The sequence below is a fragment of the Paraburkholderia sp. BR10923 genome (genome assembly GCF_040948765.1).
Taxonomy (GTDB): domain Bacteria; phylum Pseudomonadota; class Gammaproteobacteria; order Burkholderiales; family Burkholderiaceae; genus Paraburkholderia; species Paraburkholderia youngii.
This window is the reverse complement of record NZ_JBFPKO010000002.1, coordinates 326,359-348,406: the sequence shown is the minus strand read 5'-3', so window position 1 is coordinate 348,406 and position 22,048 is coordinate 326,359. Positions and strand designations below refer to the sequence as shown.

The following is a 22,048-nucleotide window of genomic DNA, read 5'->3' as shown; positions in this document are numbered from 1 at the left end:
ATCTTCTCACCTATCGATATCGACGCCTGCGCCGCAGAATATAATCGGAGCCGACGGTCGATTACTCGTCGCGAGGCGGCAGTGCGTTGCGTCGCCTCTTCCACGCTGGCAACACGCGGCTCGAACGGCAGTTCCTGGCAAACCGGCAAAGGAGGAAGAATGAAAACAAACGGCGCGAGAAGAATCCTCGGCGCAATGGTCGCGATGGCCATCGCGACTTGCGCGACCTATGCGAACGCACAGACGCGCGAGATGCCGAACGATGCGTCGATGCAAAGCCAGCCGGCCCCAGCGGCCTCGAACCGGCACGCTAACCGGTCCGACAGCGCGATCGTTCGCGACGTCCGCCGCGCTTTCACGCGCACCACGAACCTCAATTCGGCGAACATCCGTGTCGAATCGCGCCACGCCATCGTCACGCTGAGCGGCACGGTTCCGCGGGAATCGCAAATCGGGCGAGCCGGCAACGCGGCGCGATCGGTTCGCGGCGTCAGAAGCGTGCATAACCGGCTGACGGTGCGACGGCGCGCCAATCAGTAAGCCTGTGTGGCGGCATCGGCCGGATGGATCGATGCCGCCTGTTCGACCTTCCCCCTCTATCGGCGTCGATCCGCACGTCGTTCACAATGCGCGGCGTTGCGCGCCGCACATTTTCTCCGCTCTGCTCGAGAAACAGGTTGACCTCGGCGGAAACCGAACCCTAGAATTCAAGAATCATCACCAATGGGGCTCACGCCTTGGACACCTGCAGTAGCCGACTTTCGAACAGTTTCGCTGCCTGACCGGCAGGACGTCCGCGCTCTCTTCATCAGCCGCCGTCTTGCCAGCAGGCAGACGGTGCGCGCCACAGTCTTTTCCCGTGCACCTAACGTAACGTCGTCTCCGCATGACAGGAACGCCGCGTTCAAACGCGTCCCTGCGCTGATACGGCGTCGCATCGCGAGCCTCGTGCTTGCGGTCGCGTTCGCGCGCGCGTTGTCAGTCAACGCAGTCAGTTCAACGCAATGCGCGCGAACGCGTGGATAAACACGTGTGTAGCAACGTGCTTAGCGAACGTATCAATCGCTCATACACGCTACACGCCAGCAAGGAGCCGCCATGCCTGGCAGTGACAGTTATCCCTTATGCCGCTTCCCTGTTCTATTAACTGAGGAAAGCGAGTAGACCTCTACCGCCGCGCCCGGACATACGCGGCCTCCGTGTCTGCTGGCTTTCCACCAGCGCGTCGAAACCGGCGCACGGAGATACCCAATGCAATTCGGCCTCCTTCTTTCGAAGTTCCCGCGCGTACAGGAATCGCGCGCGTTTTACGACGCTCTGCTCGTGCTGCACCCGCGCGAATCGCGTCCGTTCATCGCCTTCTGCCGTCGCGTGATGTCGCGCGTGGCATAGCGTTTCGCGACCCGACCTCCGACAACTACAACCGGGAGAGAACGACATGTCTACTCCGACGAACATTTCCTCCGCGCGCAGCGCCGTGCTCGATTCGGCACACGTAGGCGATATCAAGGGCGCGCTCGGCACGATCGCTCACCATGACATCGCACCGCGCACCAGCTGGTGGGCGCGCGTGCGCACGCTGCTCGCGATCCTCGGCCCCGGTCTGATCGTGATGGTCGGCGACAACGACGCGGGCGCATTCGGCACCTACACGCAGGCCGGCCAGAACTACGGCACCACGTTGCTGTGGACCATGCTGTTGCTGGTGCCGGTGCTGTTCGTCAATCAGGAGATGGTGTTGCGGCTCGGCGCGGTCACGGGCGTGGGCCACGCGCGGCTCATTTTCGAGCGCTTCGGCAAGTTCTGGGGCGCGTTCAGCGTCGTCGATCTGTTCCTGCTGAACGCGCTGACCATCGTGACGGAATTCATCGGCATCACGTTCGTGCTCGACTTCTTCGGCGTCTCGAAGATCGCGGGCGTGTGCATCGCCGCCGCGCTGACGATGGCCGCCGTCAGCACCGGCGACTTCCGCCGCTTCGAGCGCTTCGCGGTCGCGCTGTGCGTGTTGAGCCTGCTGCTCGTGCCGGTGCTCGTGTCGATTCATCCGCCGGTCGGCCAGATCGCGCGCGACTTCTTCATTCCGAACTGGCCCGCGCATTCGAAGCTGTCCGACGTGATGCTGCTCGTGATCGGCATCGTCGGTACGACGGTCGCTCCCTGGCAGCTGTTCTTCCAGCAGAGCTATGTGGTCGACAAGCGCATCACGCCGCGCTTCATGAACTACGAAAAAGCCGACCTGTGGATCGGCATCGTGTTCGTGCTGATCGGTGCAGTCGCGATGATCTCGTTCAGCGCGGCGCTGTTCGACGGCCGGCCCGGCTTCGGCAACTTCACGGACGCGGGCGGTGTGATCGCCGGTCTGGAGAGATACGCGGGACGGACCTCGGCGGTGCTGTTCGCGATCGCGCTGTTCGACGCCTGCGTGATCGGCGCGGCGGCCGTGTCGCTATCGACCGCCTATGCGATCGGCGACGTGTTCAAGATCCGTCATTCGCTGCACCGTAGCGTGTCGGACGCGAAGGGCTTCTACGTCGTGTACTTCGCGATCGTCGCAGCCGCCGCGGTATTGGTGCTGATTCCGGGCAGCCCGCTGGGTCTGCTGACCGAAGCGGTGCAAACGCTCGCCGGCGTGCTGCTGCCGAGCGCGACCGTGTTCCTGCTGCTGCTGTGCAACGACCGCGCGGTGCTCGGTCCGTGGACCAACTCGAAGAAGCTCAATCTGTTTACCGGCTCAGTGATCTGGGTGCTCGTGATGCTGTCGATCATCCTGACCGCGTCGGTGATCTATCCGGACATCGCCGCGGAAACGATCATCGAAGTACTGGCGGGTGGCACGTTGCTCGCGGTCGTCGGGTATGCGGCGAGCATCGGGCTTCGCAAACTGCGCGGCGAATCCGCCGCAGCCGAGCCGGCTTCGGTCTATACGAAAGAAGCGCGCAACACATGGCGCATGCCGCCGCTCGACGAACTGCCGCCGCCGCGCCTGACGCTCGCCAAACGCGTATGGATGGGCGTGCTGCGGGGCTATCTGCTGCTCGCGATCGCGCTCGTGATCGTCAAGGTCGTGCAAATGGCGCTGCTGAAGTAGTGCGAAAGGTGAGGAGTTCCAGGAGGTCCGGGCAATGGTGAGGTTTTACGGGAGCCACGTCCGGAGCGACAATGCAAACGCTGCCGGAGCCTGAGCCGGCCGGCAGCGCTTCGAACAACTCATTGAACTCATTGCCCCTTCCACGCGCGGGACCCGGTGAAAATCCCGGTCGAAGTAAATCAGACTGTCGCCATCGGCGCGCACGCGAATCTGCGTGGTCTCCATGAAGATGACCGAGTGCGAGCCGACTTCCTTCGCTTCGACGATCTTCCCCTGCAAGCTCGCTAGCGCGCCGCGCAGCACCGGCACATCGTTTTCGCCCTGATCCCATACGGGCAGCTTGAAGCGATCCTCCATCGAAAGACCGGTCATGCCCGCAAAATGTGCCCGGCGTGCCCGGAATCACATCCGGACGACATGGCTGCACGATATGAGCGGCGATAAACGCGGTCATATTGGGCCCAAAATGGTCATATGAGCGGCGTGCATGGGCCAGGGCCGCATCGGGCGACTCGCGAACGGTGAGGAGTTCCAGGAGGTGGCGCTACGGTGAGGATTTACGGGAGCGGCGGGCGTGATTTGCGACGGCTCGCGCCGTGTGCGTCGGAATGGCGATGGAGAGGAGACGCGTCGAAGCGCGCGAAACGCGCTTCGCTGGCTTCAGCATTGTGGTGAATAGCGGCGTTTCGGAGCAGCCAGCGCGGAGCGTGTCGGCGTTCAGTGCGAGAAAAGTACGCTGGAATGCAGGGCTAAAAGTCGAAGCGAGCCTGCTAAGGTGAGATCTTCCAGGGGTGGTGAGGATTTCCAGGAGTCAGGAGAACGACGCGGGTTCGCAAAGGTGAGGAATTCCAGGAGATCAACCCCGCATTCGAGGCTTCATACTCGCGGCAATTGCTCGGTCCGGGTGAAGCGGGAGCCTTTTGCTCCCGAAAAACCTCACCTTAGGGCCATCGCCCTCATTGCTTCCGGCTCCTATCGCAGCACAAAAAAGATGCGACCTGTCCGCGGTGACAGCGGCTGGCCATTCCCAGACCGACCTTTCCGAACTGCGTGAAATCATGCGGGGAAGCTGCGCTCGGCCGCCTCGTGGCTGTACACCGGGAAGTCAGGCATCATCCAACCATGTGAGATGCCCCGCATTTATTGCTGTGTCATTCGTGACTTCTTTTTCCGTCTTGCCACGCTCGACCCTGAGGATTGCCGGTAGCAACACGCTGTTCTTCGCCGCCGTCACTTCAGCGAGAATCGATATCGCGATTTCGGGTGGCGTGCGGCTACCGATATAGATTCCGGCCGGACCGCGCAATCGTGCAAGCTGTGCGTCGCTCAGATCGAACTCTTTAAGCCGCTCTCGCCGCGCAGCATTGTTGCGCCGCGAGCCAAGCGCGCCGACGTAAAACGCGGGTGTCTTCAGCGCTTCCATCAGCGCGAGATCATCGAGCTTTGGATCGTGCGTAAGTGTAATCATCGCACTGCGTTCGTCGAGTTTCATATCCAGGACCGTATCGTCGGGCATCGTGCGCACGAGCGTCGTGCCGGGCACATCCCATGTGTGCACGTACTCCTCGCGCGGGTCGCACACCACCACCTGATAATCGAGTCCTATCGCGACCTGGCATAAGTAACGCGAGAGCTGCCCCGCGCCAATAACGAGCATACGGTAGCGGGGCCCGTGAATCGTCGTCAGACGCGTCTCGTTGAAGTACACGCCATCAGTCGTGCTCGCTGGACCAAGTGTGACAGCACCGGTTGCCATGTCTAGCGTGCGCGCCACCAGTTCGCCGCGACTGAGCGCTTCGTGCAGGGTCTGCATGCCGCTTTGCTGCGTAATCGGCTCAAGCACGAGCTGCATCGTCCCTCCGCAAGGCAACCCGAAGCGACGCGCCTCTTCGGCGCTCACGCCATATTCAACCACTTCCGGTGTCCTTTGCGCGACGCCGCACCGACGCACCTGGTCGATGAGGTCATCTTCGATGCAGCCGCCCGAAATAGAGCCCACCACTTGACCATCGTCGCGCAGGACAAGCATCGCCCCCTCCGGGCGAGGCGACGAACCCCAAGTCTTCACCACCGTCACGAGCAGCATGCGGTGGCCTGCATCGAGCCAGCGCATCGTAGCTTCCAGCACCTCAAAATCGACACTGTTCATGCTCACATTTTCCTTCGGTACGTGGTCAAACACCGTCATGCACGCGCGCCTACTGACTGCCGAACGGCTTTTTGACCGTCAGCCTGTTGGTCACGGACGTCACGCCAGGAACTCCTTTCGTGATCTCCGTGGCCTCGCCGACCTGGGAGGCATCCGCCACCGTCCCGTCGAGCGTCACCACGCCACGCTTCACGACCACGCTGATGTTGCCGGCGTTGATCTCCTTGTGCTGCGCGATCGCTGCATAGACCCTGCGGCGCAGCGCAAAATTGTCTTTCGGGTTGATCGGCGCGGTCATGCCCCCGGAAGCTTCGGTCACGGTGCCTTTCGACACGCTACGCGCTTCGCTCTCGCTGGCCTGCGCCCAGACGTGCATGGATGTTGATCCGACCAGTATCCCAACAGCGATCTTTAGTGCCCTGCTTGTCTTCATCGAATGCTCCAGTTCGGCCGGCGTGAAATCAGAACGCGTGGCGGATGCCGAGCATCGCCGCGGTGCTTGAAGTACCCTCGGGAACCGGCGCGCCATAGGCGATCGTCTGGCTCATCTTGCCCCGGTTATTGACATGGCCAATCTGTACATAGGCGATGGTGGTCCTGGACAAACTGTATTCGGCACCCACCGCGTACGAATCCGATTGATTGGATGAAACGTTGCGATCCTTGAGGTAATAGAAGCCCGAGGTGACCTTGAGGGAAGGCGTGAACTTGTAGCCGAGCCCCCCGGAAATCATCTCGAAGTCGTTCTGACCACTGTTCGCCGGATTCCTGCCGATGCTGTATGACGTCGACACTGACAGATCGTGGAACGTGTACATCGCGCCGAAATAGTAGAAACGGTTGTTATTGAGCCCCGTGGGTGGCGCCGTGATGATCCCGCCGGTGGCCGTCGTCGTGAACGGATTGGTGTCGTGGCCGTTATAGTAGACAGCCGAGAGGTTCAGACCGTAGTTCGAATACCGGAGCACTGCCGACTCGCGCGTGCCGCCCTGGAATTGACCAGCGACACCACCCGGCGCGTATTCGAGACCAAGCGATATACCGTGAAACTTCGGCGACTGATAAACAATCGCGTTGGAGTCGTACAACGCACCGATCGCTCCGTTTGTACTGGTGCCTTGCCAGCCTGCAGCCTGATTCATGCCAAGCCACGCGGTGAGGATACTGCCGAAGAATTGAGCACTCCGTACGTCAGTGTCGGCCATCGCAAATATCATCGGCACGAACTGACGGCCCGCGTCGATCGAGCCGAAAGGACCGGAGACGCCCAACGTCGATTGCTGGCTGAAGATTGCGGCGGAGCCTGGCGTGTCGGACAGCCCGAACCTTCCATTGGTGCTGGTAAATGCTCCCTGGAGCCTGAAGTTGACCTTGTAGCCGCCTCCGATGTCTTCGGTACCCTTGAGCCCCCAGAAACTGGTGAAAATCCCCGCGTCCTTGAGTTCGTACACGTGCCCGAGATTCACTTTCGACTGGAAATTAGGCGCATTCGCGCTTTGATACAGCAATCCGGTGTCGATGGCGCCATACAGCGTCACAGATGATTGCGCGTGTGCCGTGACCGCCCAAGCAACGAGCGTCGACGCGACGATCACTTTCAAATTCATGTTGTCTTATATGGACGCCTCCCGGTTTGTCAGGTGATATTTGGTGTGCGGCGGACAGGATGAGGATGCAGACTTATATCCCGCCTGTGACGCGGATGGCGGTCCGCTGGCCCTGATGGAATCTGCCGGGGAAGGGCTCAACTCCTCTGTGCCCTCGAAGGACAAGATTCAGGTTTGCTTTCCCGCGGTCCTACCTGTTTTGCCATCACATGTATCTCAACCTGCGCAACCTATTAGCGACCAGTCTCCTTAGTGAGTTGATGTTCTATGTGGCATGCGCCACGTAGTCGGGTTGATACGTACGAGCGTGGGCAAGTAGCGCCCAGATCGTGCGTGCCATCTTGTTGGCCAGTGCGACGACCGCTACGTTGAAGGGTCGTCGGGCGAGCGAACGTTGCAGCGAGTCGCTCAGGTGCTTCGAATGGGTGAGCACTGAGCGTGCGCCGTGGATCAGTAAGGTTCGCAAGTAGACATCGCCTCGTTTGGTGATGCGCAGGAGCTTCACGCGGCCTCCCGTGCCGCTTTGTCGGGGCACCAGGCCCAGGAATGCGGCGACCTCGCGCCCCGAGCGAAAACATGCTGGCGTTTTTTCAGCCAGTTTCCGGGCCAAAAAATATAGCGGCCAGTCCGATTCCGAATACGGTTGCGAGAGCGATTCCCACCACACGAAATCCCAGATTTGCCGACGCAGACGACACGATCAACGGTCCAAGCGCGGTGAACAGACGTGCCATATTCCAGGCGAAGCCCTGGCCCGTGGCGCGAACATGGAGCGGATAAAGCTCCGTCAGGTACAGCGCGACTATCCCAAACCCGCCCAATCCGAAAAAGCCGAACCCAAGCATCGCGACATAAAACGTCCCCAGTGTTTTCGCACCGCCAAAAAGTGCAACGCCTGCAATCCAGGCGCCTGCGCAAAACACCGCATAGACGGCCCGTCTGGAGATACGCGGTATTAAAGTGACGAGGAGCAGAATCGAAGCGAATCCAAGTACCGCGCCGACGTTGGTCGCCATGAACGCGATGCCGGTCTGCCTGGTGAATTCCGGGTTGCCGGCGGATGGGAAGAACTCTCTCAGCAATGCGGGAAATAGGATGGATGCCCCCCAGCTACCGATCATCATTGCCGAGGCGATGAGCGTGCCCACCACGGTCCGACGACGCAATTGACGGCCGAATATCTCGGAAATCGAGCCCATTCTCGGACCTGCGTGACGAATTTCGGCCGCACGCGACTGCTCCCAACTAGCCGATTCCGGTGTGATGAACCGCAGGCCCAGGCTCGCGATTGCCGGTACCGCCCCCACGCCGAGCACCCAACGCCATCCAGCACCTGACAGAAGGATCGCAATCGCGGACGCGGCAATCAGCCCTACCACATTGGCAACCTGCATGACCTGGACAGCCTTCGCCCTGTGTTTTTCCGGCCAGGTCTCCACGACAAGCGCGGCGCCAGCGGCCCATTCACCCCCTATTCCAAAACCCGCCAGCATCTGAAACGCGAGGAGTTGATGCCAGTCCTGCGCCAAGGCACCGGCCGCCGTGAATACCGAGTAGATCAGCATCGTGCCGAGCATGACTCGAGCTCGCCCAAATCGGTCGGCCAGGACGCCAAACAGAATGCCGCCGATGCCCCAGCAAACCAGTTTCGCGCCGACAATGAGCGCTCCGATCTGCAGGGCGCTGCCTTGTGAAGGCCCGAGCAGGTCGTGAAGGGCCGGCACCATGATCATGGTGAAAAGGTAGAGATCCATCGCATCGAACATCCACCCTATAAACGCGGACGCAAGGACAATCCAGGCTGCCTTGCCCACGACAGAAGCACCGAAATTGCTCCTACGGTCTGTCGACTCGAACGTAGTCGAGTTCGTCTCCATCTGCTCATCTCCTTCGTTGTACTGCTTATAATTATCGAAGCACTCGCCCGCACTTCGATGCCATCGTGTGCCGTGCATCGCAAGGCTCAGTAGAAGCTGCTGCCTTTTTCCAACCGGGCCAAATTGAACAGAAAAATCAACGAAGAGAACTATGATGAATGCGCGCTGGCAAACCACTGCCTGCATTTTGCAACCACCGTTGCCCACACCAGGCCGAGCACGGAAATCTCGTTCGTTGAGCCCGCAGTGTTGTCGCTGCGTCTTGCCGCCACGGGTTCTCTTTCTCCAGTGGACGTTGAGGCGAACGCGTCCGCGCCGGCTAAGGACGCCGCTATTGCAGCCGGACGATCCGCGAGTTTTTTCAGCAAATTTTCAGCGAATTGACGGACCATCTGTTCCGATACGGCGTTGATGATTCCAACCCCGCGGCCATACTGCGCCACCTGCCCCGCCATCTTCACAGTGGTGTGGACGTCGACCTGAGTGCCGGCGACGTCACCGAGTCGCGATAGAGAAAACGTGGTCACCGTAGTGGCCGATCCGCGGTTTTTGGTCTCCTGCCAGGCGGCCTCAACGGTCGCCGTATACGCGTCGCCCAACGGAGCGCTCAAGGTAACCATGCCCGAGAATTCCATCGCGATTGGACCCAGCTTGATGCGAATCAGCCCCTTATACGAATCCTTGCCGAGTGTGTCGGTCAGCGTCGCCCCGGGAAAGCAGGACACGACCAGCGGCACGTCGAGTAGTGCCTTCCAGGTGTTCTCGATAGTCGAGTCGACCGAAAAGCGATTTACGATTTCCATACTTCCCCACCTTCGTCCGTGTATTTCTCAAACAACCCTAATAAGACTTCCGCGTAAGCATCGGGCGTATCGACACATGAGAGGTGCGCGGCAGCGCCCAGCGTTCGTTCCTTCGCGCCCCGGATTCCCTGTGCCAACTTCGCCGATACGGCTCTGGGTATGCTCATGTCGAGTTCGGCGCTCAGCACGAGCGTCGGCACCTCGATGTCGCGCAAAAGTCCGGACACGTCATCCGTGCAAATGGCGCGCAAGATTTCCAGATAATCCGTTGAAGCCATAGCCGCAATCTGCTGGGCGAGTCGTTCCCGCTTCGGATACGCGGTGTTCCTGTGGAGGGTCTGCTCCACGTACATGCGCGCAAAAAGATGCATAGGCAGTTTTTTCAGCATCCCTTCGGCTGCGGCGAGCCGCTTTTCCACCGCGGGTCCCGAAACGCCCGCGTAAGCGCTCGACAAGACCATCACAGCAACGCGTCGACCCAACTTCGAGGCAACGCGTACCGCAGTCAGTCCCCCCATCGAGATACCCACCAGGCCAAAACAATCGAGACCAATGGCCTCCGCCACTGCGACGACGTCGTTGGCGACCGCGTCCGCATTCCACGCGCTTCGCTTCGTCGAGTCGCCATGACCTCGGGCATCTATTGCAACGACTCTATATTTCGCGGTGAGTGCGGGCAGAACGTCGTCCCACAGCGCGCTCGATGTGCCGAGACTATGCAGCAAAACGACCGCGGGCCCATTGCCGACGTCAATATAGGCAATGCGTTCGCCGTCGACGGTCAGAGACCGCTTCTCGTGGGACGGCACGAACGGCGCTGTCACGTCGAGGCGTGCCGCAATCGATTCCGCCAGAACGTCGGCAGCAAGCGTGGCAAGCTTTGGCGAATGCAGACCGGGCGACTCGCGCAGGAAAGTCTTGACTCCGCGTAATGCCTGCGGAGCCCGGCTGTTCATGAAGGCAATGAAATCGTCCAGCGCTTTGTCCAGTTCCCAAGGAGCGACCATTTCGCCGATGAGCCCAAAGTCCAAGGCGGTCGCTGCGTCGATGGGCTGGCCCGTTAGAACCAGCCGCGAAATCGCTTTGACATGGACACGCGCGACGAGAACGGACATCAGCAGTGCAGGAGCAAACTGCTTCGCGAGTTCATCGGCCTCGAACTGGCTGCGCATTTCGGCGACCGCATAGTCGCTCGCTGCAACGATTGCGCAACCCATACCCGAAGCGAGCCCTTTGACGAAGCAGGCAACAGGTACCGCACTCGAACGGATTGCCTCGTAGAGTGCGAGAATGGGCGCCGCACCCCGTGCCTTGATTGCGGGGCGTGGATCTTCCGTTGGGGAAAGCGCCGGCGGTGGCGATGCGGCCCGCCCTCCACAGAAGTTCTCGCCCTCCCCGGACAAAACAATGGCCACGGTGCTCTCGGGAGGATCGCTGATCACCTGCGTGAGCGCTCCCATCATCGAGTCATCTAACTCGTTTTTGCCGTCAGCACTGCTCAGGGTGATATGCAGAACATTACCCTTCATCTTCAGCAGAAGATTTTCATGCATGCCGATCTCCTCGTTCATCGTGATTTCACGCCGGGTGATGGCATGCCCGGTACAAACTGCCGAACAACCCCCTGATTCTGAAGTGTCCTCAATGCCTCGGCATCAAGGCCGATGTACTCCCGGAGTACGATGCTCGTGTGCTCCCCCAGATGGGGCGGGTAACTCGCATCGGTACGCCCCGGATCATCAAACTTGATTGGATTGCCGGGCACGCGCACATAAGATCCCGCTCGACTGCGAAGCTCGACGATCATGTCTCGATGCGCGACCTGAGAGGCATTCAGTGCTTTATCGACTGTTTTGACCAGTGCGGCCGGAATTGAGGCCGAATTCAGCGAATCGAGCCAACTCTGCGCCGGTTCGTCACGGAAGCGCGCCTCCAGTATTTCCCATAGCGCCACCTTGTTCACGAGCCGTGTGGCCGAATCCTTGAATCGCGGGTCGTGTACAAGGTGTGGCAAACCAATGGCCTTGCACAGGTCCGCCCACATGCGTTCCGTGTTGGCGGTCACGACCAGTGAAACACCGTCGCCACATTCGAAAGCGCGGTAGGTCGGTATCGAATCGTGGCCTCGTCCCTGCGGTTCCGGTACTTCGCCAGACATCAGGTAATAGGCACCTTGATAACAAAGCATCGCGATTTGCGCGTCGAGCATCGACACATCGACGAACCGTCCTGCGCCAGAAGTCTGGCGCTCGACCAGCGCAGCGAGAATTCCCATCACGCCGTACATGCCGGCCGCCAGGTCGCCAATCGGAATGCCGGCGCGAACGGGCGCACTGCCGGGTTCCCCGGTCAGACTCATGCCCCCCGACATCGCCTGCACGATCATGTCATAAGCGGGTAGATCCCTGTCCGGACCCGTCTGTCCGAACCCGCTGATACTGCAATAGACGAGCCGTGGATTACGCGCGCGAAGCTCCGCCTCACCAAGTCCGAGTCGCTCCATCACCCCCGGGCGATTGTTTTCTACAAGAACATCGAAATGCGCGGCCAGCTCCCGAACGAGTTCGGCTCCCTTCTCCGTCTTGAGGTCGATGACAACACTCTTCTTGTTGCGATTGACCGCGAGATAGTAGGCGCTGTCCCCCTCGACGAAATGGGGCGGCACGCCGCGCGCGAGCTCGCCCCCCGGCGGCTCGATTTTGACGATCTCAGCGCCGAGATCACCGAGGATTTGCGTTCCGAAGGGGCCCGACAGGAACTGCGTGAGGTCTAAAACCCTCACACCGCTCAGCGGACCAGTTTTTCCAGAGTCCATATCGTTATCCCAGCAAGTTCTTCGTTCAAGGTGTGTCGAGGGCGGCGTCGCTGTACGCGCCGGCGGCATGCAGACGATCAAAGATCATTTCAGGCAGCACAGGTGTTTCGTCAAAGCGAATCGACCATCGGCTCAGCGCATCCTCGATGGCACTGACGATCGCAGCGGAGGCAGGAATCGTCCCGCCCTCCCCGGCCCCTTTGACGCCGAGAGGGTTGTTCGGTGACGGAGAAACAAGATGCGCCATCTCTATGCGGGATGGCATGTCGAGTGCGGTAGGCAGCAGAAATTCGGCGAAATTCGTCGCAAGCGGCTGGGCATTCTCGTCGTAGCCGTGGCGCTCGAGCAGCGTATTTCCGATCCCATGGGAAATCGCGCCAATCACCTGCCCCTCGACGAGCATTGGGTTGATAACGGTCCCGCAATCGTGTGCAACGCCATAGCGCAAGACCTTTACGTAGCCAGTCCCGATATCCACCTCGACTTCCGCGAATGCCGTTCCGTTGGCATAGACGCTGGCTCTCGGGGAGAAATAATGGGTGACCGTCATGCCTGCATCCAGTCCGTCAGGTAGCGTGAACCCAGCTATCCCATACGAAATTCGTGCGATTTGCCCGAGCGGCAACGCCTTGTCCGGCTGGCCTCGCACGCGTGCGGCGCCACGCACGATCTCGATCTGATCCAGAGGTACACGCAGGGCGTGTGCGGCGAGCCCCCTGATTTTTCCGGCGAGCTTGCCGCATGCGATGTGAACGGCATTGCCGGCGTTGACGGTGATCCGGCTCGCGAATGTCCCGATGCCCATGGCGAGCCTGCTCGTATCGCCGACGACTACCGTAATGGCATCCATCTCGACACCGAGCTGATCGGCAGCGATCTGGGCAAAGATGGTTTTCATTCCTTGCCCTTGCGCGCCGGCACCACCGACGTCCAGGTGTATGCGTCCGTCGTTTTGCAACGTGACTTCCGCCCCTTCATAGGGACCGAGGCCGCAACCCTCGACATAGTTGGCAAAGCCAATCCCGAGGTACCGTTGCTGCGCGTGCGCGCCCTCCTGACGGGCGCGAAACGCATCCAGACCGGCAAGCTCGACTGCCTTTTCCTGAGTCTGCGGATAGTCGCCGGAGTCATACACCATCGGCGAACCGTCGCGGAATATCAGGCCAGTTTTGTACGGCAGCTGGTCCGGCTGTACGAAATTGCGGCGTCGAATTTCCAGACGGGCGAGGCCGAGCTGGTCGGCTGCCGCATCGAGCATCCGCTCCATCGCGAATACCGCTTTTGGCCGCCCCGCGCCGCGCACCGGCGTGGTGGGCACCATGTTCGTGCTCGCCACTTTCAGCTTCACGTCGAATGCCGGGACGACGTACGGACCCAGCGACGAGGTCACCGCGATGATCGGCACAACAATGCCCCAAGGCACGTACGCACCGTTATCGTGGACCACGGAGCCGCGCACGCCGAGGATCTTTCCGTCCTTGTCGAGCGCCATCTCGAGATCCCACAATTGATCGCGCTCCTGGGTAATGCACAGGAAGTGCTCGCGCCGATCTTCGGTCCACTTGACCGGCACACCCAGCTTGAGTGCCGCCGAGGCCACGACCAACTCTTCCGGATAGGCAATGCCCTTGGGACCGAAAGCCCCCCCGACATCCGGCATGATGACCCGGATTTTCGCTTCGTCGTAGCCGAGCGCTTGCGCAAGAAGACGTCTCTCGAGGTGCGGTGCCTGGCCCGAATTCCAGACGGTCAACTCGCCGGTAGCGCCATCGAGCCGCGCGAGGGTTGCGCGGCACTCCATCGGGTGCGCAGTCCCGCGATGATGGAATATCTCGCGCTTGACCACGTGCGCGGCGCGCGCGAAGGCCGAGTCGACATCGCCGAAAGCAAACGGCATGTCGAGGAGGAGATTGGTCGGAACGTCGCTGTGAGCCCGTGGCGCATCCGGATCGAATATCTTCGTGATGTCGCTTGCGACCGGCAGTACCTCGTAGTCGATCTGCACCAGGTTGGCGGCGTCTTCGGCGATGTACCGGCTTTCTGCAAGAACAACGGCAATCGCCTCGCCGACGTAGCACACCTCGTCCGAGGCCAACGGCGACCACATGCGCGGCTCCGTCAGCATGTGAGTGGGTGCCAGGACCGGCAATGGCCGCCGATGTGCTTCATCCAGATCAGCGAATGTCCAGACATGCCGTACGCCCGGTACGGCCTCTGCTGCTTGCGTATCGACGTGTTTGATGCGGGCGTGCGCGTGAGACGATCGCACGAAACAGCAATGCAATGTTCCGGGAAGGTGGATATCGTCGACGAATTGCCCCTCGCCTTTGAGCAGCGCAGGGTCTTCGGTGCGTTTGACGGGTTTGCCGACATAGCGCGCACCCACGGTTGAATCCGACGGGGAATCGCTTTCTATCGAGTGTGCGGTAACCACGCCGAAAACGGGATCGGGCTCGCCGCGCATTCGGGCGGCCGCGAGCAGCGCCGCTTCGACGATGGCTTGGTAGCCCGTGCAACGGCAGATGTTCCCGCTGATCGCATCGCGAACTTCGACCTCGGACGGGCCGGGGTTGGTTCGCAAAAACTCCGTTAGTGTGGTCAACATGCCTGGGGTGCAGTATCCGCACTGCAATGCATGGCGATCCTGAAACGCCTGCTGCAGGATGCCGAGCGAGCCGTCGGTATTCGCGAGCCCCTCCACGGTTGTGACTTTCCGCCCGTCGACCTGCCCACAAAGCTGGAGGCAGGAGCGCATGGAACGTCCATCCACCAGTACCGTGCATGCCCCGCAAACACCATGCTCGCAGCCGTAATGCGTGCCTGTCTTGCCAAGCTGGTGACGAAGAAAATCGCCGAGCGTCACTCTGGGGTCGATGTCGCAGGTCGTTGCCTGTCCGTTCAGTTCGAAGGCAATCTTTCTCTGTTCGACGAATTCGATTCTCTGATCCATGATGCCCTCAGCTTGCGTTCAATGCGCGAGCGAACGCGCGCCCAAGCGCACGCTCGGTCACGGTCCACGCGAGACGTTTCCGATATGCGGCACTGGCGCTCGTGTCGCTAAGAGCGTCAATCCAGCTTGCCCTGCTGGCTGCTGCCTTTGCCAGACGGGCGCTGGGCTGCTGTCCATGGAGGACGTCGTCAAGCTGCAGACGACAAGGTTTGCTTCCCATCCCGCACAGGACCGCATCAGCGCGCCTGATCGCATGATTCACGTCGACCGACACCATGGCCGCGGCGCCGACGATTGCAAAGTCCCCATGCCTGCGCGCGAATTCTTCGAACGCATATCCGTGCGGCTCATTCCAGATACGAAGGCGAATCTGCGTCACCATTTCGTCCGGCTCGATTGAAGTAGTCATGAAGCCGCACGCGAATTCATGAAATGGGATGCGCCGCTCTCCGCTGGGTCCCACGGCGACGATCGTCGCATTGAAGATTTCGGCAAGAGCCGGCTGCTCCGAGGCCGGATCAAGATTGCAAACGCTTCCGACAAAAGTGCCCCGATTGCGCGTCTGAATATGGCCGACCAATCGATAGGCCTCCACCATCAGTGGTGCGTATTGCTGAATCAAAGAAGATTGCTCGATATCCCGCTGGCGAACCAGTGCACCGATGCATACCTCGTCACCTTCCAGCGTTATGCCGTTGAGGCCAGGTATCGCGTTCACGTCGACCAGGTGGTCCACATAGGCGTAGCGCATGGCCAGCATCGGCATCAGAGTCTGACCGCCAGCGATGATGCGTGCGTTGTCGAGCGTGGAAAGTAGCTCAACGGCACGCGCCACGCTTTCCGGACGGTGCCAGGTAAAGGGTGCTGATTTCACTTTTCACCTTCCAAGAATGTGTATCGCGCACGCACCGTGATCGAAGCCGTAGGTGCCTCCGCCGGTGATGTGCGCCAGCCCGATTCGTGGGCCACCCCGGCTGTCTCGTGCAATCTGTCTCGCACCGCAGCGCCCCTGCAACTGGCGAGTCAATTCGACAATCTGCGCGATTCCCGAGGCTCCAAGAGGATGCCCTCTGCAAAGCAATCCGCCGGACGGATTAAACGGAATGCGGCCGTCAATGGACGTTTGCCCATCTCGGATCAAGCGAGCCCCGTCTCCGTGGGCGGCAAAACCCAGTGCTTCGTAGTAAAGCAGTTCGGCGATGGTGAACGCGTCGTGACACTCGACGACATCGATGTCAGAAGGGCCGATACCGCAGGACTCGTACGTTTCACTCGCGCAACGAACCGTCACCTCCGGCGTGGTCATGTCTCGCCCGCCCTGCATATAGCGGCCCGAGGTCAGATGGGACGCAAGTATCGTCACGGCGCCTTGCCGGTTCGCCACCGGAAGGTCGGAGGCCGCAAGCACCACCGCCGCTGCGCCGTCGCCGAGCGGGCAGCACTGATGCAAAGTCAGCGGCGAGGCCACCTGTCGGCTGCCGAGCACTTCATCCAACGAGATGGTGCTGCGGATCTGTGCATAGGGGTTGAGCGCACCATTCGCCCTGGCCTTGACAGCGATCTGCGCGAGATCTCTGGGCGATAGATCGTATTCGTGCATATATCGCTGTGCGCGCATGGCGTACAGCGCCGGCATCGTCAGACCATTAGCCGCTTCGACATCCTCATCGCCAAGGTCAAGTGGCCCGCCCCCGAGTCGCGTCAGTTGTTCTGCTCCAACGACGACTGCACAATCCACCGCACCCGCGGCAATCGCGAGGCAGGCTTGCCGGAATGCGCTCGCTGACGACGAGCAGGCGTTTTCGAAATTCGCCGCTTCGATGCCGGTCAGCCCCGTCTCACGTCCGATACGTTGGGCAGCCAACGGACCGCCGGATACCGTACCGCAATAAATAGCGCCGATGCGTCGTCGATCGATTCCGGCTTCATCAAGAGCCTCGACGACCGCTGGCGCTGCGAGCTGGGAAAGCGTCACTTCCGGGAAACGACCAAAACGGATCATGCCAGTGCCCACGACGCTCACATTTCGCAAACCCTTCGCCATGCTCATGAATTAACCTGCTGGGATAGCCCGCCGGGTGCGGTAAAGAAGTAAGTGAATTGGCTTGCCTGCTTGTTTGCCGGCACCACACACAACTCAAGCTGCTGCCCGATCTCGACTGTGTGAGGCGCTACTTCAATGCGCGCAAACATCCGCAAACCATCGCAGAGGTCCACGTAACCAACGACGTACGGCACGGTGACACCCTTCGGACCGGTATGAACGACGCTGTAGCTGTATAAGTTGCCGAACGTCTGCAGCGGCGATGCAACGAAGCTTTGACTGCCGCACTCGGGGCATGTAGTCAGGACCGGATAGAGCAGCGCCCCGCAATCCGCACACTTCGCCCCCATCAGCGACCACTTGTCCTCTCCGCGCACCACTGCGGCTGTGCCTATTCGCTTGAAACCAGTCACCTTTGATCCCTCACTCATGCCCTGCATACTGTAGTGTCATTTACACTATAGTCTATGCAGTCAATTGAAGCTGAAAAGATGGGTAAACCCTGGATTCGCCCGCTTGGGCATTTGCCTCGCGGCTGGCGGATTCCACCGACCGCGGGCAGAATGGAACCGAAAACTTTGGATGCTTACCTGGATGGTTCAAAACGTGGGAACGACACAAACGCAACGAAAGGGGACCATCGCGACGACTGGCAATCGCCCGGCGCAAGGACTGCAGGCGTATCAGCAGCGTGTCAGCCAGGAAAAACGCAGGCTGATCCTGGAGGTCGCAATCGGGGCGTTTCTGGCGAACGGATACGACACGACGACGATGGACTCCATCGGCGACGGCGCGGGCGTTTCATATGCGACCCTGTACAAGCACTTTCCCGGCAAGGAGATCCTCTTCAGCGAAGCGATGGACCACCTCTTCCATCAGCTGTTCGCACGCTGGAAGGATCACACCGTGCCGCCGGAGCTCGAGACGGGCTTGCGTGAGATTGCCCGCGCATACAACGAGCTTGTTTCTGATCCCAACATGATTGCCGCAATGCGGCTCGTCATTGCACAAGTGCAATGCTTTCCCGACATCGGACTTCGCCTCCAGCGCGCGAAAGATCTGTTCAGCGATGTGACAGATGCCTGGTTGACAAAGCGGGTGGAAGAAGGCTGGCTGGCGATCGGCGACGTGCAACTTGCCCGCGCCGAATTTATAGGAATGTTGGGCGAATCGCTTTATTTTCCCCGTCTGATGCAGATTGACTACGCGATCCGCAACGATGATGTTGAAAGAATCATCGGTAGCGCAGTCTCCACATTCCTGTCGCGCTATCGCTCGCGCTGAATGACGCGCCGCGCCCCTTGGCACCACGTGCGCCGTATCCCAGAGCCTCTCGCCCTCTTCGGACTACACGCCCGCGTTCGTTGCCGGTTCGAATAAATCGGCGGCCTCATGCGATCGGTCAACGCCTGCGGCGACGTCGCATGAGATGCATCTCCTCACGCCAATTCGCGCGTACCACACATTTCGCTGCAGCCGCTGGAGCCAAGGTGAGCCTTTTCGGGAGATACTAATTTTTCCATCCTCTTAGCTCCTGGAAATCCTCACCGTCCCGAACTCCTTCACCGTCCTTGACACCCACATGCAGGTTTTGTTGGGAGCGCGTGAGCCAGATTCATCACCGGCCACCGGACATGCGTTCAATTCGCCACTTCGTGCTGCGCCGCTGGCACCTGAAAGCGCTCAGCTTATTTCTCAACTCTTTTTTTGCCTCCTGGAAGTCCTCACTATCCTGGAACAGCTCACCTATCCGCGAAGATTTTGAGACGGTGAACGGATGCCAGTTCAGCAGTTCACCGAAGTGAGTTTCGGACATATCTCCCGTTGACCCAACCGAAATGGAGACGAACGTGCAGTCGGGTTGAGCTCCCTAACGTCACGTACGAATCACCTCGGGAGATCTATGCGACAAGCAAGGTCGCAACTTCGTTGTCCGATTTAGGTGATTTCCCAAAGTCGCAACCTTTTTGACAACGCACAACTCCGTCAGAACTTCACCTTCACCTGAAAACCAATCGTAAAGGGCAGATTATCCGAAGGAATCGGCGGAATGACGATGAAGTTCGCGCCGACGCGCTTGTATTCGAGCATCACGATCGGCGCGACCACCGGGCCGATCGTATGATTGCTGCCGAGACCCCAGTTGCCGTAGTTATAGCCGGAGATGATCCCGCCGATCGCCGCGATCCGCACGATGCCCCAATGCGCGAACTCGGGCGCCCACACGGCGCCGCCATAGTAGGACGGCCGACGCAGCGAATTGCGAAAGCCGCCGGCCGTCAGCGCCCACTGGTTGTTCAGCCAACATTCGACGCCCAGCCCGGGGTTGAATTGCTCGAAGTGCGTATCGGGATCGGGATTGATGTGATACGAGCCGAGCATCGCGTCGACCCATACACCGCCGTCACACCAGCTCGCGTGTGCCGTGGAGACCGCCGCGAAGCTTGCGAAAAGCGCCACCGCGGCGCGCCGGATATTCTTGTTCATCTGCCTGAAGTGCATTTCTTCTCCGTCACCGGTCGAGCGCCGGTGTCATCGTGTTCTGGCGATCCGCGTGCCGCCCGACGCGCACTGTACCTGAAGCCGCGCGCTCGATGTTGAGGACTCGCTCGGCCCGGGCGGGCATGCGACGTGCCCCGCACCCGCAACCGCCAGGATAAAGGAGAACCGATGGCGTCCTGATGAACACGCGGTGAAGAAGTTCGCGGCGCGCAGCGGGCGCGCCCTCGGCGATGAACGTGGTTGGGAACGTCTACAGACCGAGATCGGACAGGCCGGGGTGATCGTCGGGCCGCCGGCCGAGCGGCCAGCGATACAAGCGGTCGGCTTCGCGGATCGGCAGGTCATTGATGCTTGCGTGACGACGCGCCATCAGACCGTGCTCGTTGAACTCCCAGTTCTCGTTGCCGTACGAGCGGAACCAGTTGTTCGAATCGTCGTGCCATTCGTACGCGAAGCGCACCGCGATGCGGTTGTCGGTGAACGACCACAGCTCCTTGATCAGCCGATAGTCGAGCTCCTTCGCCCACTTGCGGCGCAGAAATCCGACGATCTCCGCGCGGCCATGCACGAATTCGGCGCGGTTGCGCCACATGCTATCCGTCGTGTACGCGAGCGAGACGCGCTCGGGTTCGCGCGTGTTCCACGCGTCTTCCGCGGCGCGCACTTTCTGGATCGCGGTGTCGCGCGTGAACGGCGGCAGCGGCGGGCGGGTTTCGATCGTATCGGCCATGATGGTTCCTCAGTCAGGTCGTGCGGTGCGCCGGGATGGCGGCCGTTTGATGGCAGCGGGTTTCGCTGCCGCGTCGAGCAAGGTCTTGCCGACGGTCTGCGCGTCGAGCGCCGTAGCGGCTTCGCCGCTGACGAGCGCCACCGCGATCGCGCCGTCGAGCAGGACGAGCCATTGCCGCGCGAGCGGCGCCGCGCGACGCGCATCGATTTGCGCTTGCGCCGCGAACGCGTCGCATTCGGCGCGCACGAAATCGAGCAGACGGGCCTTGTGTTTGCGCGCGACGACGCGGATCGGATCGTCGGCCGATTCGATTTCGCCGGCCGCGTTCAGAAACGCGCAGCCATGAAAATCAGCCGATGCGAACCACTCGCGCAGCACGTCGAACATGCCGAGCAGGCGTTTGCGCGCATTCTTACCGTACCGTTGCGTGCTGGCGATAAACCAGTTCATCCAGCGCTCGTCGCGCCGTTCGAGCGCGGCCGCGATCAGCGCGTCTTTCGATTCGAAATGCGTGTAGAAGCTTTTGCGCGCGGTGCCGGACTGCCGCACGATCGCATCGACGCCGGTTGCGTGGATGCCGCCGGCGTAAATGAGCGCCTCCGCGGCATCGAGCAGGCGGTCGCGCGCGGTGCCGGGCTGGGCCGCGTCGTTTTGGGCAGTCGGATTCGTATCGTGTGTCATCGACAAAAAGGTAGAACGATCATTCTCTCTCGTCAAGTTTTTCTTCGAGCTTCCGCGCGATGGGTACGCTTGCTGCTATCTTGATGGAGATCGCTTGACACCGCTCAACCGGAATCGCTCCGATGAAAACATCCCCCGTTCGCACCGCATGGCTACGCGCGCTGCTCGGCGCAACGCTGCTGGGCGCGATGGCCTGCACGCCGATCCAGGTGCTCACGCATTCGGTCAGTCAGAACGAGGCGCGCGTGCCGCCCGGACACTACGACATCGATCAGGACCATACGAGCATCACGTTCGATATCGATCACTTGAAATACACGCGCTTTACGATGCGTTTCAATCGCAAGCAGGGAAAACTCGACTGGAACGACGGCGGCCTCGACCGCAGTACGGCGTCGGTCGCGATCGACGCCGCAAGCATCGACACGAACGTGCCGCTGCTCGACAAGATGGTGAAAAGCGACAGCATGCTCGATGTCGCGCGTTATCCGCAGATCCGCTTCGCGAGCACGCGTTTCGAGCGCACCGGCGAAGCGCGCGGCACGCTGAGCGGCGACCTGACGATCCGCGGCGTCACGCAACCGGTCACGCTCGACGTCACGTTCAACGGCTTCGCGCCCGATCCGCTGACGAAGAAAGACACGCTCGGCTTTTCCGCCGACGGTCATTTCAGCCGCGCGAAGTTCGGTCTGACGACCTGGTATCCGGCCGTCGGCGACGATATTCACGTGCGCATCCAGGCCGAATTCGTGAAAACGCCCGCAGGCGCGTGAGCGCGCTGCGGGCGTTGGCGTTCAGACAG

General features: G+C 60.7%; 20 protein-coding genes and 2 pseudogenes. 5 read left to right on the top strand and 17 right to left on the bottom strand.

The features are described 5' to 3' along the window. Positions 1-159: 159 nt before the first annotated feature. The 3 genes from AB3X94_RS05060 (at position 160) to AB3X94_RS05050 (ending at position 3,088) form a co-directional block, all read left to right on the top strand. Entirely contained in the window at positions 160-540 is a 381-nt protein-coding gene (locus AB3X94_RS05060) for a BON domain-containing protein (protein WP_176107117.1), read from the top strand. A gap of 711 nt (positions 541-1,251) precedes the next feature. Beyond that, positions 1,252-1,392, top strand: a complete 141-nt coding sequence (locus tag AB3X94_RS05055; RefSeq protein WP_176107116.1) for a hypothetical protein — start codon at positions 1,252-1,254, stop codon at positions 1,390-1,392. Between the two features lie 46 nt (positions 1,393-1,438). After that, on the top strand, positions 1,439-3,088 hold the full coding sequence (locus AB3X94_RS05050) for an NRAMP family divalent metal transporter (protein ID WP_176107115.1): 1,650 nt from the start codon (positions 1,439-1,441) through the stop codon (positions 3,086-3,088). 144 nt (positions 3,089-3,232) lie between these two features. Here the strand turns inward: AB3X94_RS05050 and AB3X94_RS05045 are convergent. The 13 genes and pseudogenes from AB3X94_RS05045 to AB3X94_RS04985 all read right to left on the bottom strand — a co-directional run. Beyond that, positions 3,233-3,472 (bottom strand): annotated as a pseudogene (locus AB3X94_RS05045) (flavin reductase); the annotation flags it as partial. Positions 3,473-4,193: 721 nt separating this feature from the next. Further along, complete coding sequence (locus tag AB3X94_RS05040) at positions 4,194-5,237, bottom strand: XdhC family protein (protein WP_368611025.1); 1,044 nt, start codon at positions 5,235-5,237, stop codon at positions 4,194-4,196. Positions 5,238-5,286: 49 nt separating this feature from the next. Further along, positions 5,287-5,670, bottom strand: a complete 384-nt coding sequence (locus AB3X94_RS05035) for a BON domain-containing protein (RefSeq protein ID WP_368610924.1) — start codon at positions 5,668-5,670, stop codon at positions 5,287-5,289. Positions 5,671-5,698: 28 nt separating this feature from the next. Beyond that, a complete protein-coding gene (locus AB3X94_RS05030; RefSeq protein ID WP_176107112.1) occupies positions 5,699-6,844 on the bottom strand; it encodes a porin in 1,146 nt (381 codons plus the stop codon). A 265-nt stretch (positions 6,845-7,109) separates the two neighbouring features. Continuing rightward, a pseudogene (locus AB3X94_RS05025) lies at positions 7,110-7,418 on the bottom strand (transposase); the annotation flags it as partial. Between the two features lie 16 nt (positions 7,419-7,434). Beyond that, entirely contained in the window at positions 7,435-8,907 is a 1,473-nt protein-coding gene (locus AB3X94_RS05020; RefSeq protein ID WP_368610923.1) for an MFS transporter, read from the bottom strand. After that, a complete protein-coding gene (locus AB3X94_RS05015; protein ID WP_368610922.1) occupies positions 8,871-9,524 on the bottom strand; it encodes an SRPBCC family protein in 654 nt (217 codons plus the stop codon). Before AB3X94_RS05015 ends, AB3X94_RS05020 begins: the two co-directional genes overlap by 37 nt. Continuing rightward, entirely contained in the window at positions 9,512-11,095 is a 1,584-nt protein-coding gene (locus AB3X94_RS05010; protein WP_368610921.1) for an alpha/beta fold hydrolase, read from the bottom strand. The genes AB3X94_RS05015 and AB3X94_RS05010 overlap by 13 nt, the downstream gene beginning before the upstream one ends. Then, positions 11,092-12,339 carry a CaiB/BaiF CoA-transferase family protein gene (locus tag AB3X94_RS05005; RefSeq protein WP_176107108.1) on the bottom strand — a complete coding sequence of 416 codons (1,248 nt, stop codon included), beginning with the start codon at positions 12,337-12,339 and terminating at the stop codon, positions 11,092-11,094. The genes AB3X94_RS05010 and AB3X94_RS05005 overlap by 4 nt, the downstream gene beginning before the upstream one ends. 25 nt (positions 12,340-12,364) lie before the next feature. Further along, a complete protein-coding gene (locus AB3X94_RS05000) occupies positions 12,365-15,289 on the bottom strand; it encodes a molybdopterin-dependent oxidoreductase (protein ID WP_368610920.1) in 2,925 nt (974 codons plus the stop codon). A gap of 7 nt (positions 15,290-15,296) precedes the next feature. Further along, a complete protein-coding gene (locus AB3X94_RS04995) occupies positions 15,297-16,163 on the bottom strand; it encodes a xanthine dehydrogenase family protein subunit M (RefSeq protein WP_368610919.1) in 867 nt (288 codons plus the stop codon). 3 nt (positions 16,164-16,166) lie between these two features. Then, entirely contained in the window at positions 16,167-17,339 is a 1,173-nt protein-coding gene (locus AB3X94_RS04990) for a thiolase family protein (RefSeq protein WP_176107105.1), read from the bottom strand. Next, on the bottom strand, positions 17,336-17,773 hold the full coding sequence (locus tag AB3X94_RS04985; protein ID WP_217709891.1) for a Zn-ribbon domain-containing OB-fold protein: 438 nt from the start codon (positions 17,771-17,773) through the stop codon (positions 17,336-17,338). The genes AB3X94_RS04990 and AB3X94_RS04985 overlap by 4 nt, the downstream gene beginning before the upstream one ends. Before the next feature lie 142 nt (positions 17,774-17,915). Between AB3X94_RS04985 and AB3X94_RS04980 the strand changes: the two genes are divergently transcribed. Next, positions 17,916-18,617 carry a TetR/AcrR family transcriptional regulator gene (locus tag AB3X94_RS04980; protein ID WP_176107103.1) on the top strand — a complete coding sequence of 234 codons (702 nt, stop codon included), beginning with the start codon at positions 17,916-17,918 and terminating at the stop codon, positions 18,615-18,617. A 334-nt stretch (positions 18,618-18,951) separates the two neighbouring features. On the opposite strand, the gene AB3X94_RS04975 is transcribed toward AB3X94_RS04980, so the two are convergent. From AB3X94_RS04975 to AB3X94_RS04960, 4 genes are all read right to left on the bottom strand, one after another. After that, positions 18,952-19,149, bottom strand: coding sequence for a hypothetical protein (locus AB3X94_RS04975; RefSeq protein WP_368610918.1), 198 nt, complete (start codon positions 19,147-19,149; stop codon positions 18,952-18,954). A 170-nt stretch (positions 19,150-19,319) separates the two neighbouring features. Beyond that, a complete protein-coding gene (locus AB3X94_RS04970; RefSeq protein ID WP_176107101.1) occupies positions 19,320-19,835 on the bottom strand; it encodes a hypothetical protein in 516 nt (171 codons plus the stop codon). Between the two features lie 250 nt (positions 19,836-20,085). Continuing rightward, a complete protein-coding gene (locus AB3X94_RS04965; RefSeq protein WP_176378817.1) occupies positions 20,086-20,565 on the bottom strand; it encodes a nuclear transport factor 2 family protein in 480 nt (159 codons plus the stop codon). A gap of 9 nt (positions 20,566-20,574) precedes the next feature. After that, positions 20,575-21,246: a TetR/AcrR family transcriptional regulator gene (locus tag AB3X94_RS04960; protein ID WP_368610917.1), complete on the bottom strand. Its 672-nt coding sequence runs from the start codon at positions 21,244-21,246 to the stop codon at positions 20,575-20,577. Positions 21,247-21,368: 122 nt separating this feature from the next. Here AB3X94_RS04960 and AB3X94_RS04955 point away from each other — a divergent pair, with 122 nt between their 5' ends. Continuing rightward, positions 21,369-22,019, top strand: a complete 651-nt coding sequence (locus AB3X94_RS04955) for a YceI family protein (protein WP_368610916.1) — start codon at positions 21,369-21,371, stop codon at positions 22,017-22,019. Positions 22,020-22,048: the final 29 nt, after the last annotated feature.

Excerpts from the sequence above, each read along its gene's own strand:
- AB3X94_RS04965 (WP_176378817.1), bottom strand. The coding sequence starts at position 20,565 with ATGGCCGATACGATCGAAACCCGCCCGCCGCTGCCGCCGTTCACGCGC.
- AB3X94_RS05030 (WP_176107112.1), bottom strand. The coding sequence starts at position 6,844 with ATGAATTTGAAAGTGATCGTCGCGTCGACGCTCGTTGCTTGGGCGGTC.
- AB3X94_RS04955 (WP_368610916.1), top strand. The coding sequence starts at position 21,369 with ATGAAAACATCCCCCGTTCGCACCGCATGGCTACGCGCGCTGCTCGGC.
- AB3X94_RS04980 (WP_176107103.1), top strand. The coding sequence starts at position 17,916 with ATGCTTACCTGGATGGTTCAAAACGTGGGAACGACACAAACGCAACGA.
- AB3X94_RS05055 (WP_176107116.1), top strand. The coding sequence starts at position 1,252 with ATGCAATTCGGCCTCCTTCTTTCGAAGTTCCCGCGCGTACAGGAATCG.
- AB3X94_RS04975 (WP_368610918.1), bottom strand. The coding sequence starts at position 19,149 with ATGTCCGAAACTCACTTCGGTGAACTGCTGAACTGGCATCCGTTCACC.
- AB3X94_RS05050 (WP_176107115.1), top strand. The coding sequence starts at position 1,439 with ATGTCTACTCCGACGAACATTTCCTCCGCGCGCAGCGCCGTGCTCGAT.
- AB3X94_RS04970 (WP_176107101.1), bottom strand. The coding sequence starts at position 19,835 with ATGCACTTCAGGCAGATGAACAAGAATATCCGGCGCGCCGCGGTGGCG.
- AB3X94_RS04990 (WP_176107105.1), bottom strand. The coding sequence starts at position 17,339 with ATGAGCATGGCGAAGGGTTTGCGAAATGTGAGCGTCGTGGGCACTGGC.
- AB3X94_RS05000 (WP_368610920.1), bottom strand. The coding sequence starts at position 15,289 with ATGGATCAGAGAATCGAATTCGTCGAACAGAGAAAGATTGCCTTCGAA.
- AB3X94_RS04960 (WP_368610917.1), bottom strand. The coding sequence starts at position 21,246 with ATGACACACGATACGAATCCGACTGCCCAAAACGACGCGGCCCAGCCC.
- AB3X94_RS05060 (WP_176107117.1), top strand. The coding sequence starts at position 160 with ATGAAAACAAACGGCGCGAGAAGAATCCTCGGCGCAATGGTCGCGATG.
- AB3X94_RS05015 (WP_368610922.1), bottom strand. The coding sequence starts at position 9,524 with ATGGAAATCGTAAATCGCTTTTCGGTCGACTCGACTATCGAGAACACC.
- AB3X94_RS05005 (WP_176107108.1), bottom strand. The coding sequence starts at position 12,339 with ATGGACTCTGGAAAAACTGGTCCGCTGAGCGGTGTGAGGGTTTTAGAC.
- AB3X94_RS05035 (WP_368610924.1), bottom strand. The coding sequence starts at position 5,670 with ATGAAGACAAGCAGGGCACTAAAGATCGCTGTTGGGATACTGGTCGGA.
- AB3X94_RS05040 (WP_368611025.1), bottom strand. The coding sequence starts at position 5,237 with ATGAACAGTGTCGATTTTGAGGTGCTGGAAGCTACGATGCGCTGGCTC.
- AB3X94_RS04985 (WP_217709891.1), bottom strand. The coding sequence starts at position 17,773 with ATGCAGGGCATGAGTGAGGGATCAAAGGTGACTGGTTTCAAGCGAATA.
- AB3X94_RS05020 (WP_368610923.1), bottom strand. The coding sequence starts at position 8,907 with ATGCAGGCAGTGGTTTGCCAGCGCGCATTCATCATAGTTCTCTTCGTT.
- AB3X94_RS05010 (WP_368610921.1), bottom strand. The coding sequence starts at position 11,095 with ATGAACGAGGAGATCGGCATGCATGAAAATCTTCTGCTGAAGATGAAG.